Origin of the sequence: Diaphorobacter sp. MNS-0 (assembly GCF_019602835.1) — a bacterium.
Classification (GTDB): domain Bacteria; phylum Pseudomonadota; class Gammaproteobacteria; order Burkholderiales; family Burkholderiaceae_C; genus Diaphorobacter; species Diaphorobacter nitroreducens.
Genome location: NZ_CP080761.1, coordinates 678,716 through 693,998, shown reverse-complemented (window position 1 = coordinate 693,998; position 15,283 = coordinate 678,716). Strand labels below are relative to the sequence as shown.

Annotated in this window: 16 protein-coding genes and 1 riboswitch; of the genes, 5 read left to right on the top strand and 11 right to left on the bottom strand. The window is 66.1% G+C overall.

What is annotated here, in order from left to right:
- Position 1: 1 nt before the first annotated feature.
- Positions 2-1,123: an anhydro-N-acetylmuramic acid kinase gene (locus tag K2L43_RS03370; protein ID WP_220638499.1), complete on the top strand. Its 1,122-nt coding sequence runs from the start codon at positions 2-4 to the stop codon at positions 1,121-1,123.
- Between the two features lie 62 nt (positions 1,124-1,185).
- Here K2L43_RS03370 and erpA read toward each other — a convergent pair whose 3' ends face one another.
- From erpA to K2L43_RS03340, 6 genes are all read right to left on the bottom strand, one after another.
- A complete protein-coding gene (erpA, locus tag K2L43_RS03365) occupies positions 1,186-1,560 on the bottom strand; it encodes an iron-sulfur cluster insertion protein ErpA (protein ID WP_103738617.1) in 375 nt (124 codons plus the stop codon).
- A 60-nt stretch (positions 1,561-1,620) separates the two neighbouring features.
- Complete coding sequence (locus K2L43_RS03360; protein WP_011804081.1) at positions 1,621-2,019, bottom strand: polymer-forming cytoskeletal protein; 399 nt, start codon at positions 2,017-2,019, stop codon at positions 1,621-1,623.
- A 54-nt stretch (positions 2,020-2,073) separates the two neighbouring features.
- Positions 2,074-2,790 carry a DUF6776 family protein gene (locus K2L43_RS03355; protein ID WP_012655620.1) on the bottom strand — a complete coding sequence of 239 codons (717 nt, stop codon included), beginning with the start codon at positions 2,788-2,790 and terminating at the stop codon, positions 2,074-2,076.
- 140 nt (positions 2,791-2,930) lie between these two features.
- The gene (gene rpsI, locus K2L43_RS03350) at positions 2,931-3,323 is read right to left on the bottom strand and encodes a 30S ribosomal protein S9 (RefSeq protein WP_011804080.1); all 393 of its coding nucleotides are present in this window, start codon (positions 3,321-3,323) and stop codon (positions 2,931-2,933) included.
- Between the two features lie 10 nt (positions 3,324-3,333).
- Positions 3,334-3,762: a 50S ribosomal protein L13 gene (gene rplM, locus K2L43_RS03345; RefSeq protein ID WP_011804079.1), complete on the bottom strand. Its 429-nt coding sequence runs from the start codon at positions 3,760-3,762 to the stop codon at positions 3,334-3,336.
- A 153-nt stretch (positions 3,763-3,915) separates the two neighbouring features.
- Positions 3,916-5,802: a serine/threonine-protein kinase gene (locus K2L43_RS03340; RefSeq protein ID WP_220638498.1), complete on the bottom strand. Its 1,887-nt coding sequence runs from the start codon at positions 5,800-5,802 to the stop codon at positions 3,916-3,918.
- Between the two features lie 215 nt (positions 5,803-6,017).
- On the opposite strand from K2L43_RS03340, the gene K2L43_RS03335 reads away from it, so the two are divergent.
- Entirely contained in the window at positions 6,018-6,908 is an 891-nt protein-coding gene (locus K2L43_RS03335; protein WP_220638497.1) for a 23S rRNA (adenine(2030)-N(6))-methyltransferase RlmJ, read from the top strand.
- Between the two features lie 44 nt (positions 6,909-6,952).
- Here the strand turns inward: K2L43_RS03335 and K2L43_RS03330 are convergent, their stop codons facing one another.
- The 5 genes from K2L43_RS03330 to ahcY form a co-directional block, all read right to left on the bottom strand.
- Positions 6,953-7,666 (bottom strand): septal ring lytic transglycosylase RlpA family protein, encoded by a 714-nt coding sequence (locus tag K2L43_RS03330; protein WP_255580520.1) that lies wholly within the window; start codon positions 7,664-7,666, stop codon positions 6,953-6,955.
- 19 nt (positions 7,667-7,685) lie between these two features.
- Positions 7,686-8,309 carry a DUF4124 domain-containing protein gene (locus K2L43_RS03325; protein WP_220638496.1) on the bottom strand — a complete coding sequence of 208 codons (624 nt, stop codon included), beginning with the start codon at positions 8,307-8,309 and terminating at the stop codon, positions 7,686-7,688.
- Between the two features lie 69 nt (positions 8,310-8,378).
- Positions 8,379-9,218 carry a methylenetetrahydrofolate reductase [NAD(P)H] gene (gene metF, locus K2L43_RS03320; RefSeq protein ID WP_103738621.1) on the bottom strand — a complete coding sequence of 280 codons (840 nt, stop codon included), beginning with the start codon at positions 9,216-9,218 and terminating at the stop codon, positions 8,379-8,381.
- Positions 9,215-10,213 (bottom strand): TlyA family RNA methyltransferase, encoded by a 999-nt coding sequence (locus tag K2L43_RS03315; protein WP_220638495.1) that lies wholly within the window; start codon positions 10,211-10,213, stop codon positions 9,215-9,217. The genes metF and K2L43_RS03315 overlap by 4 nt, the downstream gene beginning before the upstream one ends.
- Positions 10,214-10,325: 112 nt before the next feature.
- A complete protein-coding gene (ahcY, locus tag K2L43_RS03310; protein WP_220638494.1) occupies positions 10,326-11,756 on the bottom strand; it encodes an adenosylhomocysteinase in 1,431 nt (476 codons plus the stop codon).
- Positions 11,757-11,822: 66 nt separating this feature from the next.
- A riboswitch (S-adenosyl-L-homocysteine riboswitch) is annotated at positions 11,823-11,904 on the bottom strand.
- A gap of 137 nt (positions 11,905-12,041) precedes the next feature.
- On the opposite strand from ahcY, the gene K2L43_RS03305 reads away from it, so the two are divergent.
- The 3 genes from K2L43_RS03305 to K2L43_RS03295 all read left to right on the top strand — a co-directional run bounded on the left by K2L43_RS03305 (position 12,042) and on the right by K2L43_RS03295 (position 15,274).
- Positions 12,042-13,667: a peptide chain release factor 3 gene (locus K2L43_RS03305; protein ID WP_220638493.1), complete on the top strand. Its 1,626-nt coding sequence runs from the start codon at positions 12,042-12,044 to the stop codon at positions 13,665-13,667.
- Between the two features lie 17 nt (positions 13,668-13,684).
- A complete protein-coding gene (locus tag K2L43_RS03300) occupies positions 13,685-14,521 on the top strand; it encodes an HAD-IIB family hydrolase (RefSeq protein ID WP_103738624.1) in 837 nt (278 codons plus the stop codon).
- A 96-nt stretch (positions 14,522-14,617) separates the two neighbouring features.
- Positions 14,618-15,274: a c-type cytochrome gene (locus tag K2L43_RS03295; protein ID WP_011804069.1), complete on the top strand. Its 657-nt coding sequence runs from the start codon at positions 14,618-14,620 to the stop codon at positions 15,272-15,274.
- Positions 15,275-15,283 lie beyond the last annotated feature (9 nt).

Sequence of the window (15,283 nt, the reverse complement as noted above, 5' to 3'; positions counted from 1 at the left end):
CATGGATACGCCGCCACGGTGGTTCATCGGGCTGATGTCGGGCACGTCGCTGGACGGCGTGGATGGTGTGCTCGCGCATTTTTCAGGCCAAAAATGCGCTGTAGCCCAGCATGCATCAGCGCCACTAGCTCCTGATTTAAGAGCAGAATTCCTCGCTCTCAACAGTACCGGCCACGACGAACTGCACCGCGCGGCGCTCGCCGCGAATGCGCTGGCGCGTACCTATGCGAAGGTAGTCCACCGTCTGCTGGACCAAGCGGGCCTCACGGCGGCCGCGGTGCAGGCCCTGGGCGCGCATGGGCAGACGGTGCGCCACCGGCCGCAGGCGTTCGATGGCACGGGCTACACGCTGCAACTCAACCAGCCCGCCTTGCTCGCTGAAATCACCGGCATCACCGTCGTGGCCGACTTCCGCAGCCGGGACGTGGCGGCGGGCGGCCAGGGCGCGCCGCTGGTGCCCGCCTTCCACCGCGGCGTGTTCGGCCAAGCCGGACGCACCGTGGCGGTGCTGAACCTGGGGGGCATTTCCAACCTGAGCATCCTGCGGGCCGACGGGACCACCGTGGGGTTTGACTGCGGCCCGGCCAACGCCCTTATGGATCACTGGTGCGAGCGGCACACGGGGCAGCCCTACGACCACGAAGGCGCCTGGGCACGCAGCGGCCATGTCCTGCCCGCCCTACTGGAGGCGATGCTGGACGAGCCATTCCTCGCCCTTGCGCCCCCAAAGAGCACAGGGCGTGACCTGTTCCATCCGCAATGGCTGGCCACACGCCTTGCGGCCAGCGCCGTGGGCGCCGCGCCCCAGGATGTCCAGGCCACCCTTGCTGAGTACACGGCCCTTACGTGCGTCCAGGAGTTGTCACGGCACGCACGGGACTGCGGGCTGTTGATCGTCTGCGGCGGCGGGGCACTGAACCGCTATCTGATGGAGCGCCTGCAGCAATTGGCACCGACGGTTCGTGTCGAAAGCTCGGATCACCACGGGCTGCCCCCCCTGCAGGTCGAAGCGGCTGCCTTCGCGTGGCTGGCGCATCAATGCGTCAGCGGCCAGACAGCCAGCTTGCCCGCGGTCACGGGCGCCCGCGGGGAGCGTATCCTCGGCGCCATCTACGCCGCCTGAGCAATCTGCCACGCAGCCATAAAAAAGCCGCCCGTAGGCGGCGGATTCTCATGGGCTGTGCGTCAGTGGTCTTCCACGGAGAAGCTGGAGCCGCAGCCGCATGTCGAAGTGGCATTCGGGTTCTTGATGACGAACTGCGCACCCTGCAGGTCTTCCTTGTAGTCGATCTCTGCACCCACCAAGTATTGGTAGCTCATGGCATCGATGAGCAGTGACACACCGTTCTTGGTCATGGTGGTGTCGTCTTCGTTCGTGATTTCATCAAATGTGAAACCATACTGGAAGCCCGAGCATCCCCCGCCCTGCACGAAGACCCGCAGCTTGAGGTCAGGATTGCCTTCTTCGGCAATCAACTCGGCCACCTTGGCGGCGGCGCTGTCGGTGAAAAGGATGGGGGCGGGCATCTCGGTCGTGGTGTTCTCGGCAACGGCGCTCATGAAGGGCTCCTTGGGTCAGTCTTTGTTTCGATGGTAAGGCATAGCCCCCCAGCGCTCCGTTCACTGTGCGTTTGACGCCAGTTTCAGTGTGGGCTTTTCTTCCAGCAGCAGCGGCGCGGCCGGGCAGAGCTGCCCGGCAATCACCGCGCCCTGGTGCATTTCAAGGGCCTTGTAATGCACGTTACCGGTGATCCGCGCCTTGGGCTGAACCTCCAGCAGCTCCGTGGCATGTACGGGCCCCTCCACCGTTCCGTTGACGATGACATGGGCGGCATGCACCGCACCTTCCACCTTTGCTGATTCGGACACCACCACAATGCTGGGTTCAGCCGAAGACCGCAGGTCGCCGATCACTTCGCCATCCACCCGCAATCCGTCAGCGAACAGCACATCGCCCTGCACGCGCGTTCCTTGCGCAATCAGGCTCTTGATCGGGGGTGGCTTCTTGCGCGAAAACATGTGGTATTCCCTCGGGGTGTAGTAGTCATTGCCATGCGGGTCCGCAGCCGGGCCCTATGGCTCTAGTGAAAAAGTCTGGGCCGCGCGCAACGAGGTTCCATCCATCAGGCGCGCGGTCACGGTTTTTACCATGGCGCCCGGCGGCAGGGCCGCCACGCCCTGAACCCGCCGGTACTGCCGGAACTGAAGCGGCTGGATGACCGCTGGAGACGTGGAGGACCACTCCGCCCCGTTCAGCGTGCCCGCCAGCAGCAGTTCCAGCCGGCCCTTGAATTCCGGCGCATTGCGCATGGGCTGCATGGCCAGCACCTGCCAGCGCAACTGCCCACCTCCTTCCAAGGTCTCGGCATGCAGCCCGCGGATGGTCAGGTTGCCAGGCTTGCCGGTGGGGGTCAGCTTCTCGAAGAAGCCCAGGTCCTCCCGCAGGCTACGGTTGTCGGCTTCGAGTTGCCGCAGTTGCTCCAGCAGGCGATCCATGGCCGCCTGCTCGGCTATGCGCAGGCTGCCCGCGGCTTCCTGCTTTTCGTGCTGGAGACGGTTGTGCTCGCGCAACTGCGACACCTCTGCACGAAGGCGCTGCAATTCCTCCCGGCTGCCCGCGTCCAGCCCGGCGATCCGCTTGCCCAGGTCGAAGGCCCACAGCGTCATGGCCGCGCACAGGCCCAGGACGATGGCCACGGCCGCCCAGCGCAGCGGCCACGGAAGCGCGCTGCGCACGGTGACGCGCGGAGCGGAGATCGTGAGGCGGCGGCGCAGCAGTCGGTAACGCATGGGCAGTGCACGTTTCTTTCAGTGGGATGGTCGCCGCCCGCGGCAACGCCCAAAAACAAAAAACCGCCCCAAGGGGCGGTTTCTGCAGTCTGCAGCACGCCAAAGGGCGCTGCAGCATAACGCAAGGCAGTGGCCGAAGCTTAGCGCTTCGAGAACTGCTTGGCGCGGCGTGCGGAGTGCAGGCCGACCTTCTTACGTTCGACTTCACGGGCATCACGCGTCACGAAGCCGGCTTGGCTCAGTGCGGGCTTCAGCGTCGCGTCGTAGTCGATCAGAGCGCGGGTGATGCCGTGGCGGGCAGCGCCAGCCTGGCCGGATTCACCACCGCCGTGCACGTTGATCTGGATGTCGAAGGTTTCGACATGGTTGGTCAACGCCAGGGGTTGCTTGGCAATCATGATCGAGGTTTCGCGGCCGAAGTACTGCTGAATGTCTTTGCCATTCACAGTGATCTTGCCGGAACCCTTCTTCAGAAACACGCGGGCGACGCTGGACTTGCGACGGCCGGTGCCATTGTTCCATTCACCAATCATTCAAGGCTCCTTAGATTTCCAGCGCTTTAGGCTGCTGAGCGGTGTGCGGATGTTCCGCGCCGCCGTACACCTTGAGCTTCTTGATCATGGCGTAGCCGAGCGGGCCCTTGGGCAGCATGCCCTTGACGGCCTTTTCCAGCGCGCGGCCGGGGTGCTTGGCTTGCAGATCGCGGAAGTTCGTGGCCGTGATACCGCCGGGATAACCCGAGTGGCGGTAGTACACCTTGTCCAGGGACTTGGTGCCGGTGACCTTGAGCTTGGAGGCGTTGATGATGACGATGTAGTCGCCGGTATCAACGTGAGGCGTGTAAATGGCTTTGTGTTTGCCGCGCAGACGGAGGGCAACTTCGCTGGCTACCCGGCCGAGCACCTTGTCGGTGGCGTCAATCACAAACCACTCGTGCACGACCTCAGCGGGCTTTGCGCTGAATGTGGACATGAGTTTCTCTTTTCTAGAGGTGGTTTGGCGGTCCTTTTCCACGGTCGGTGCTTTTCTGATGAAAGCCTCTTAGGTGGGATGTGCGCTTCGCCGCGGGACCTAAAAATCGCTGCGAAGCCGGCCATTATACAAAATCGACCGCTGCGCAGTGCCCTACTGCGAGTAAAGCTGTCGCCTGTGCTCCTCGGCTTCCTGCCGGCGGCGGTTTTCCACGCAAACGGGATGGTTGGCCAGCCCCGGCTTCTGGCATTGCTCGTGAATGCACAACGGGCGAGCAAAGAAACTGGATGCCTCGCAGGCCTCGTCAGGCCCGGGCACCCTTGCGGGCACCGCAGGGCGTGACGGCGCAGGGGGAGGTGGCGCCGGCTCGGGAGCCGGAGTCACAGGGGCGGGCGCTGGGGCAGGCGCGGTCGCCTCGGCAGCCTTGCGCGCAAGCCGGGGTTTGGAGACGGCCGCCGGCCGGGCCTCAGCCACCGACGCAGCCTCTGGCTGCATTGCCATTGCCGCCGACGCGGGGTCCGCCGCCTCATGCGACACCATCACCACCTCTGCCGGCTCCGGTGCTGGCGCTGGTGACGCAAGTTCCGTGATGATCTCGTTTTCGGGTGTATACCGCGGCGCGCTCTCCCGGCCTCCCCACCACGGACTGCTGGCGATGACCAGCAGCGCCAGAGAGGCAGCCATACCCCACACCAGCCGTGCCCGTCCGCCATGACCTGCTCTGGCAACACGGGGGGCTGATGCATGGCGTGCAGCCTTCTGGGGGCGGGGTGCGCGCGCGCGCGTCGGGTGGCGTGTACCGGTCGGCGCGTCATGTTGCGGCATCTCGCGCGTATCTGCGAAGGCCTGCGTGTCGCCCGCATCGGCAACGGTTTCCGCAAACACGGTCGCAGGCTCCACGGTTGACACCATGAGGTCTGCCGGCGCGCTAACCGGCGCCGCCACAACGGTGGCGGCCTGCGGCCGGGAATCCTGCGGTTGCGACATCGCCGTGAGGTCGATCATCGGGACTGCCACGCCCTGCGCATCCTTGCTCGAGGGCTCCACCCAGATGGAGCCCAGTTCGGCACGGAAGTCGAACCCGTCCAGTCCCGCGGGCGCCGCCGTCATGCCCATCGTCTGCAGGAACGCGTCGATCGATTGCGGACGGTCTTGCGGCTGCAGCGCCAGGCATTGCGACACCGCATCGACGAACGGACGCGAGTATTCCACGCCGAACTGCTTGCGCACCGTGCGTGCTACGCGGGAGAACGACACCATGCGGTCACGTATGGCACGCAGAGTAGCGGGCAGCGGCGTGTCGTTGCACAGGCAGCCATGCACGACGGCGCCCAGCGAATACAGGTCGCTCCACGGCCCTTGGTGCAGGTGCGATGCCGCGTCCGTGTACTGCTCTATGGGCGCGTAGTTGACTTTGAGCACGGCCGTGTGCTTCTGGTCCCGGTCGCTGATCGCATGCCGCGCGGCGCCGAGGTCCAGCAGCACTGGTGGGCCATGGTCCTGCAGGAAGATGTTGTCCGGCGAGATGTCGCGGTGCAGCGTCTGTCCATCGTGCAGCACCCGCAACGCGCTAGTGACCGACCACAACACCTTGCGCAGCCATTCCTCGGGGGGCGGCGTGCGCATGTGCGCGCGCGCCTGCTTGAGGGTCAAGCCGCTGTACAGGGGCATGACCATGTAGGCCGTGTGATTGGCTTCCCAGAACCGGAAGACCTTCACCAGCGAGGGATGGTCGAACTGCGCCAGCAGGCGCGCCTCGTCCACGAACGAGGCCAGGCCCGCCTGGAAAGACTGCTCGTCCGACGAGGAACGCACCCAGAGCGAATGCCCGTCCGCGCGGCCCGCCAGGGCGGCAGGCATGTATTCCTTGATCGCGACGAAACGCAGCAGGGAATGGTCGAACGCCTGGTACACCATGCCGAAGCCGCCCACGCCCAGCAGCGCCACGATCTCGAACTCTCCCAACCGGGTGCCCGCCGGGAGGGCGTCGACGTGGTGCGCGACGCTGGCGGGCGTGAAGCGGGGGGGGAGCGAAGACATGGAGGGCGTTGCGGACAAGGGATGCGGATCAGCGAGGGCAGCGAAGTCTAACGAGGAAGCGGAGGAAGCACCGCGGCACGCCGCAGCGGACGCCATGATGCGCCAGGCAGCCAGGCCGACGCGCAACAAAGCGCATCCTGTCTGCCAAAAACATCACTTCCCGTACCAGGCGGACCCGCATTGTGCCCGCGATGGCGCTGGTTACCATTGGGTGCATGTTCAGTTACCGCCACGCCTTCCACGCAGGCAACCACGCCGATGTGCTCAAGCACACGGTGCTCATTGCCACCTTGCAACACCTTCTACAGAAAGACGCGGCCCTGACCGTTCTGGACACCCACGCCGGCGCGGGCCTGTACCGGCTCGACGGAGACTATGCCTCCACCAGCGCCGAATCCGCGGACGGCATTTTGCGCCTCGTGCCGCCAGCGGCTCTTCCCGCCCTGGCACCCGCGCTGCAGGACTACGTGGACATGGTGCGCGCCTTCAACCAGGGCGATGCCACGCGCGTCTACCCCGGCTCGCCCTTCATCACGCAGCGCCTCTTGCGCGCCCAGGACAAGCTCAAACTGTTCGAGCTGCACCCCACCGACGCCCGCTCCCTCGCAGGCAACATAGCCCAGCTTGAAGCAGGCAGGCAGGTGGCCGTGCTGCAGGAGGACGGTTTTGAGGGCGTCAAAAAGTTCATCCCCCCACCGGCCCGCCGCGCGCTTGTACTGTGCGATCCCAGCTATGAAATCAAGAGCGACTACCTGCGCGTGCAGGCGCTGTTGCAGGATGCGCTGAAGCGCTTTGCGACCGGCGTGTATGCCGCCTGGTACCCCATCATTCCGCGGGCGGAGGCGCACGATCTGCCGCGCCGGCTCAAGACGCTGGCCCAGAAGGCGGGCAAGCCCTGGCTGCATGCGACGCTGACCGTGAAATCCAGCAAACTGGCCTCCCCTGCGGCCGGTGAAGGCGCGCGCCGGCCCGGCCTGCCGGCCAGCGGCATGTTTGTGGTCAACCCTCCCTTCACGCTGCAGGGCGTGCTGCGCGAGGCGTTGCCGCAGATGGCGCAATTGCTGGCCCAGGACCGCAACGCGTCCCACACGCTGGAGGTGGGTTAAGCCCCCGGCCAGCGGCGCACGCACGATCCCTGGGATGCCGTGGTTTAGCGCCGCCGGGCCCGGCTCTTGCGGGGAGTAATGCGCGCTGCGCCCTGATTTGTGCGCGCTTGCGCGGCGCCCGCTGGAGCAGCGGCCGGCGAGGCTGCGGGCGTGGACGGGTCCAGCTCCGGCAGATCTTCGGGGCAGCTGTCGTCGTCCGGCCCCATGTGCCAGATCTCCACGGGCTTGATACCCAGGCCCACCATGCCCAGTTCCTGCGCCGCGGCCTGGCTCAGGTCGATGACCCGGCCTGGCGCGAACGGTCCGCGATCATTGACGCGCACCACCACCACCTTGCCGTTGACCAGGCTGCGCACGCATACCCGCGCCCCGAAAGGCAACGTGCGGTGCGCGGCGGTGAGTTCCCCACGGTCAAAACGCTCGCCGCTGGCCGTGCGCCGGCCATGCAGGCTGCCGCCGTACCAGGAGGCCAGCCCGCGCCCGAGCAGCACGCCGCTTTCTTCCTCGTCTTCGCGGCCGCGCTCGATGGCGGTATCGGCTTCACGCGGAGAAGACGGTGCCGAGCGCACCCTGCCCTCCTTGCGAGCCCGCGGCGGGGCCGATACACCGGAGTCCGGTGGGCTGTCCGCCTGCGCGCCCGCCGGTCCCGGCAGTGCCCGCGACGGGCCATGTGCTATTACAGGGGGCGCATCGGCGGGTGGCGCCGCGCAACCCGCCAGCACGGCCGCCAACAGCACGCCGGCCAACCACCGTCCCATGCGGCCGGGATGCAAAGGGTCAGAAGTCGCCGCAGCGGGTGATGACGTTGGTCTCAAAACGGCGCAGATCATTGCGTTCACCCGGTGTCAGGTCGGTGCGCGCTCTCTTGGCGGCCAGGATGCGCTTGGACTCCGCGCATTGCAGCGCCTTGCGGCTTTCCTGCTCCTCCTGCGCCAGTTGGGCTTGTTCCTCGCGCTCGCGCTCTGTGCGGCGCTGGCTGCGTGCCTCGCGGCGCTCGCGGTAGTAGCGCGAGGCGGCATCGCTCTCCTCGTCGCTGCAGTCGCGCCGGTATTCGCGCTGCATGCCTGCGATGACGTCGTAGCTGGAGCCGTTGGCCGATGCCCCGCGGATGCTGTTTTGCAGCGTGCGGCAGCGCCCGCTCATGTAGCTCTCGTATTCCGGCACCTCGCGCATCGCACTGCTGCGCCGGGACGGAGCGGGCGCATAGCTGCGGGGCTCTGCACGCGGCTCCACCGGCCCCGCCGAGACGGCGCTGGTCACCATGCCTTTCGGGCACGGGCGCGCCAGGGTGTAGACGGCGCCCTGCTCGTCGCGGCAGGAATAGCGCGTCTGCGCCGACGCGGGCGATGCCATCGCAAGCGACAGCGTGGTGAACAGCAGGAAGGCAATGACGGGACTCATACCGCAAACGCGCAGGGGAAGGAGGAAGAGGACGGGAAAAAGCTGCCGATATTACCCACCCCCGCCGCTTCAGAGCCCCAGGCGGTCGCAGATTTCCAACGTGGCCGCGCTCTGGTTCATGGTGTAGAAGTGCAGGCCCGGCACGCCCTCGCGGCGCAGTTGCTCGCACAGGTGCGTGACGACATCCAGGCCGAAGGCGCGAATGCTCGCCACATCGTCACCATAGCCCTGCAGGCGCAGGCGGATCCAGCGCGGGATCTCGGCGCCGCAGGCGTCCGAAAAGCGCAGCAGCTGCGACGCGCCCATGATCGGCATGATGCCCGGCACCACGGGCACGTCCAGCCCCAGGCGGCGCACGTCCTGCACGAAGCGCAGGTAGGCGTCGGCATTGAAGAAGTACTGTGTGATGGCCGAGTCGGCGCCCGCGCGCACCTTGGTGGCAAAGGCCTGCAGGTCGGCATCCGACGAACGGGCCTGGGGATGGACCTCGGGGTAGGCCGCCACCTCGATGTGGAAGTCGCGCCCCGTCTCGGCGCGGATGAACGCCACCAGATCGCTCGCGTAATGGAACTCGCCCCCGATGCCATAGCCACTGGGCAGGTCGCCGCGCAGCGCAACCAGGCGCTTCACGCCCATGGCTTTCAGCTCGGCGAGCTGCGCGCGCACGCTGTCCTTGGTGGCGCCGATGCACGAGAAGTGCGAGGCCGCGCTCACGCCCTCGGCGAGGATCTCGCGCACCGTGCCGAAGGTGCCCGCCTGCGTGGAGCCCCCCGCGCCGTAGGTGACGGAGCAGAACTCGGGCCGGCGCGCATACAGCTGCTGGCGCACGGCGCGCAGTTTGTCGGCGCCCTCGGGCGTCTTGGGCGGGAAGAATTCAAAGCTGACCGGAAAGGCCGTGGAAAGGCTCATGCCTTCCTCCTTGCATGGATGAAGAACTCGCGGTTGCCGTCGCCCCCCTCGATGGGGCTATCGATCCAGGCCACCACGTGCAGCCCCAGCTCCGTGCAGCAGTCACGGATGCGCTGCTCCACCTGCGGATACAGCTGTGCATCGCGCACGATGCCGCCCTTGCCCACTTGGCCGGGTTGCAACTCAAACTGCGGCTTGACCAGCATCAGCAGCTGGCCCTGCTCTTTCAACAGCGGCACCAGCGCAGGCAGCACCAGCGTGAGCGAGATGAAGGACAGGTCGCCGGTGACGAGATCGAACGCTGGCGTGATGTCCACGTCCTCGCACCCGGGACGGCGGCGGCGCTGCACGGGCAATGAGCCCTCGGCGCGTGCCTTGGCCTTGGCGGCGCGCTCGGCCTTGAAGCTCTCGATCTCATGCTCCTTGGCGTCGTCGCTGTCGTCGTACTCATCGTCCACCATGCCGCCGTTGCGCATCCAGGCGTAGGGGGCCTGGGGCTGGGTGTCGTTGTCTTCCGCGTCCTCGATGACTTCGGACAGCGCCACGTCGCAGGCGTTCTGCAACGCCTCGGGCGTGAGGGCCCGGGCATTCACGCCTTCCACGCAGACCACCCGCGGGTCGGCGCGCAGCCGCTCGTGCAACTGGCCGTGGCCCACGTCCACGCCAATCACCTGGGCAGCGCCATGTGCCAGCAGGCAGTCGGTGAAACCGCCGGTGCTCTGCCCCACGTCCAGGCAGCGCAGGCCAGCCACTTGCATGCCCGTGGCCGCCAGCGCGCCTTCAAGCTTGAGGCCGCCGCGCGAGAGGTACTTGGCCTCCGCAGCGTCCAGCAGCTGCACCTCAACCCCCGCAGGAATGTCGTCGCCGTTCTTGGCCACCTTCTGCCACGGCAGCGTGGGCGCCAGGCGCCACTGCACGCCGGCGGCAATCAACCGCTGGGCCTGCGACCGGGTGGCCGCGTAGCCGCCTTCCACCAGAAATACGTCCGCGCGCATCGCGCTATCCTCTCATATCGATAGCTGGCAGCGCTTGCAGCGAGCCAATTTCAGCAATTTTTCATGCTGAAAACGACTACTGGCAAGCGCAAGCAGCTATGCTTTTTAACAATCAATAGCGGTAGGTGTCGGGCTTGTAGGGGCCCTGCTTCGGCACGCCGATGTAGGCGGCCTGCTCGTCGCTCAGCTCGGTCAGCATGGCGCCCACCTTCTTCAGGTGCAGGCGCGCCACCTTCTCGTCGAGGTGCTTGGGCAGCACGTAGACCTTGCCCACGTCGTAGCCCTCGGGGTGGGTGAACAACTCGATCTGCGCGATCGTCTGGTTGGCGAACGAGTTGGACATCACGAAGCTGGGGTGGCCCGTGCCGCAGCCCAGGTTCACCAGGCGGCCCTTGGCCAGCAGGATGATGCGCTTGCCGTCCGGGAAGATCACATGGTCGACCTGGGGCTTTATTTCTTCCCACTGGCAGTGCTCTTCGAGCTTGGCGACCTGGATCTCGTTATCGAAGTGGCCGATGTTGCAGACGATGGCCTGGTCCTTCATCGCCTTCATGTGCTCGAAGGTAATGACGTCGCGGTTGCCCGTGGTGGTGACGAAGATGTCGGCCTTGTCGGCGGCCCACTCCATGGTCACGACCTTGAAGCCTTCCATAGCGGCCTGCAGGGCATTGATGGGGTCGATCTCGGTCACCCACACCTGGGCGCTCAGGGCGCGCAGCGCCTGGGCCGAGCCCTTGCCCACGTCGCCATAGCCCGCCACCACGGCCACCTTGCCGGCAATCATCACGTCGGTGGCGCGCTTGATGCCGTCCACCAGCGACTCGCGGCAGCCGTACAAGTTGTCGAACTTGGACTTGGTGACCGAGTCGTTGACGTTGATGGCGCGGAACATCAGCGTGCCCTTGGCCGACATTTCCTTGAGGCGGTGCACGCCGGTGGTGGTCTCTTCGGTCACGCCGATGATCTGGGCGCTCTTGCGGCTGTACCAGGTGCTGTCCTCGGCCAGCTTGGCCTTGATGGCGGCGAACAGGATGCGCTCTTCCTCGCTGCCGGGGTGGGCCAGCACGGAGGCGTCCTTTTCAGCGCGCTTGCCCAGGTGCATCAGCAGCGTGGCGTCGCCGCCGTCGTCCAGGATCATGTTCGGGCCTTCGCCCTCGTTGCCCTTGGGGCCGAAGTCGAAGATGCGGTGGGTGTAGTCCCAGTAGTCCACCAGGGTTTCGCCCTTGATGGCGAACACCGGCGTGCCGGTGGCGGCAATCGCGGCGGCGGCGTGGTCCTGGGTGGAGAAGATGTTGCACGAGGCCCAGCGCACGTCGGCGCCCAGGGCCTTGAGCGTCTCGATCAGCACGGCCGTCTGGATGGTCATGTGCAGCGAGCCGGTGATGCGTGCGCCCTTCAGGGGCTGCTTGGCCGCGAATTCCTCGCGGATGGCCATCAGGCCAGGCATCTCGGTTTCGGCGATGCGGATCTCCTTGCGGCCCCAGTCGGCCAGGGAGATATCGGCAATCGCGGAGTCGGCTGGGGACTTGAGAACAGCGCTCATGGTGGTTTCCTTGATGGGTATCTGAAAAAACCGCGCCTGGGGGATGGGACTCACCGCACCGCAAGGCGTGGGTGAGCGTCGTTGCTGGGTATGACTTCCGAGCCTCGCGCCCCGCCGTGCTGGGGACGCTGCAACGCTCCTCGGAAAGTGCAAGATTATACCGGCGCCCCCGCACCACGCGCCGCGCCGTAGAATCCCCGCCCAATGCCAGGGCGTTCCCGCAGGGTGCGCCCGCCTCTTCTCGCACCGGCCGCAGCGCACCGCGCGGCCTCACCCAGAATCACTGTGTCGTACGCCCCAGAAACCCGGCGCCGCCGGACTTTTGCCATCATCTCCCACCCCGACGCCGGCAAGACCACGCTGACGGAAAAGCTGCTGCTGTTCTCCGGCGCCATCCAGATCGCCGGCGCCGTGAAGGGCCGCAAGGCCAGCCGCCACGCCACGTCCGACTGGATGGAGATCGAGAAGCAGCGCGGCATCTCGGTGGCGTCGAGCGTGATGCAGATGAGCTACCGCGACCATGTCATCAACCTGCTGGACACGCCGGGCCACAAGGACTTCTCGGAAGACACCTACCGCGTGCTCACGGCCGTCGATTCGGCCCTGATGGTGATCGACGCGGCCAACGGCGTGGAGGCGCAGACGCGCCGCCTGATCGAGGTCTGCCGCCAGCGCGACACGCCCATCATCACCTTCGTCAACAAGATGGACCGCGAGGTGCGCGACCCGCTGGACATCCTCGACGAGGTGGAGCGTGAGCTGGGCATGCCCTGCTGCCCCATCACCTGGCCCGTGGGCCAGGGCAAGAGCTTCGGCGGCATCATCAACCTGCGCACGCAAAGCATGACGGTCTTCCAGCCCGGCAGCGAAAAGCGCCCGCAGGACTTCGAGGTCATTCCGCTGGCCGATGCCGACAAGCTGCGCGCGCGCTTCGGTCAAGCCTTTGACGACGCACTGGAAAGCATGGAGCTGGCGCAGGGCGCCTCGGCGCCCTGGGACCATGAAGCCTTCCTGGCTGGCAAGCTCACACCGGTGTTCTTCGGCTCGGGCGTGAACAACTTCGGTGTGATGGAAGTGCTGGATGCGGTGGTGGACATGTCGCCCCCGCCCGGCCCGCGCAAGAGCTCGCTCATCGTCAACAAGCAGACCGTCGAGAAAACCATCCTGCCCGAAGACGAAGGCTTTTCGGGCGTGGTGTTCAAGGTGCAGGCCAACATGGACGCCAACCACCGCGACCGCATCGCCTTCGTGCGCGTGGCCAGCGGCAAGTACACGCCCGGCATGAAGCTCAAGGTCCAGCGCACCGCCAAGGAACTGCGCCCCACCAGCGTGGTCACCTTCATGAGCCAGCGCCGCGAGGCGGTGGAAGAGGCCTACGCCGGCGACATCATCGGCTTCACCACGCACGGCGGCGTGCAGCTGGGCGACACCATCACCGACGGCGCCAACCTGCAGTTCACCGGCCTGCCGTTCTTCGCACCCGAGATGTTCATGACCGTGGTGCTGAAGAACCCGCTGCGCACCAAGCAACTGCAGCAGGGCCTGATGCAATTGGGCGAGGAAGGCGCCATCCAGGTCTTCAAGCCCGAGGCCGGCGGCAACATGCTGCTGGGTGCCGTGGGCCAGCTGCAGTTCGAAGTGGTGCAACACCGTCTGAACACCGAATACGACTGCGACATCCGTCTGGAAGCCTGCCAGTACACGGGAGCCCGCTGGATCACTGCCGACACGCCGGCCGAACTGCGCGAGTTCGAGAACGCCTACCCCATGCGCATGGCGCGCGATGCGGCGGACACGCTGGCCTATCTGTGCACGAGCCCATATGACGTACGGCTGGCGCAGGAGCGGTTCCCGAAGATTCACTTCCATCCGCTGCGGGAGCATGCGGGGTTGGCGTTGCAGAACAGTTGACGCGACCCCCATCCGCCATGCACCCTCTTGCCTCATGGGACGAGTTGGCGCGCACGTGCATCACCGGCGTGCTCACCGACATCGACGACACCCTGACCACCGATGGCGCCATCACCGCCGATGCCCTGCAGGCGCTGGCCGACCTGAAAGCCTCAGGGCTGCACGTCATTCCGATCACGGGCCGGCCGGTGGGCTGGAGCGAGCCTTTTGCCGCTGCCTGGCCGGTGGACAGCATCGTTGCTGAGAACGGTGCGGTGGCGCTGCTGCGGGCGTCCCGAAATTTTGCCCCAAATGGCCTACAGTCCCCGTGCGATAAGCGCGAGCAGCTATTAAAGTTGTATCAACAGGACGCCGCCACGCGCGCCTCCAACTTCGCGCGCATGCAACAGGTGCTGGCCGAGATTGAAGCCGCCGTGCCCGGCGCCCGGCGCGCCACCGACTCGCCGGGGCGCGAGACGGACATCGCCATCGACCACAGTGAATTCACGCACCTGCCCCAGGCGGCCATCGACCAGGCTGTCGCCCTGATGCATGCCGCGGGCATGAACGCCACCGTGAGCAGCATCCACATCAACGGCTGGTTTGGCGCGCACAACAAGCTGGAGGGTGCGCGATGGATCGTGCGCGAGCTGTTCGGGCGCGATCTGGACGCCGAGCTGGAGCGCTGGGTCTACATCGGTGACTCCACCAATGACCAGCTCATGTTTGCGCACTTCCCGCACAGCGTGGGTGTGGCCAATATTGCGCGTTTCGTGCCCCAACTGCAGCATCTGCCGCGCTATGTGACGCAGGGCGAGCGCGGGGCAGGGTTTGCAGAACTTGCGCAATCCTTGCTCGCCATCAACGATCGCTGACATCGACCGTCCAGGTGCGCGTTGCACTACCAAAACGCCACCGGGGCTTCACAACTCGCCTTCTAAAATGACCCTTTTCACAAAAAGGGTTACACCATGGCAAGGCGCATTCCCGCAATGCTGGCGCTGGCGTTGTTCGCCGGGCTGGCGTGGCAACCCGCGGCGATGGCCCAGGCCGGCCGCAGCAAGGTGGATATCGACACACGCTTGCAGCAAGCCATGGCGGACCCCAAGCTGGCCGACGAGCTCTACAAGGTGGGCCGCAAGGTCTCGGCGGTGTGCGCCAACTGCCATGGCGACGGAGGCAACAGCACCAAACCCTCGGTACCCAACCTCGCGGGCCAGAACCCGGCCTATCTGCTCGAGCAGGTGCGGCAGTTCGCAGACGGGCGCCGCCGCTACGAGTTCATGGAAGGCATGATCCGCGCGATGAACAGCGACGAGAAGATCGGCATGGTGCTCTTCTACGCCGCGCAGCCCGTCACTCCCAAACCCGTGGCGGACGCAGCGCTGCTGGCCAAGGGGCAGGAGATCTTCGGCAAGAACTGTTTTCGCTGCCATGGCGACATGGGCCGGGGCAACGACCAGATCGCACGCATTGCCGGCCAGCAGACCGACTACCTGCGCAGCACTCTCAAGCGTTACCGCGACGGCCCAAACACGCGCGCCAATTCGATCATGACGCCCAACACCAAGCTCCTCACGGACGCCGACATCGAGTCGCTGGTGGCGTACGTCTCGTCGATGCAATGAAGCACCGCC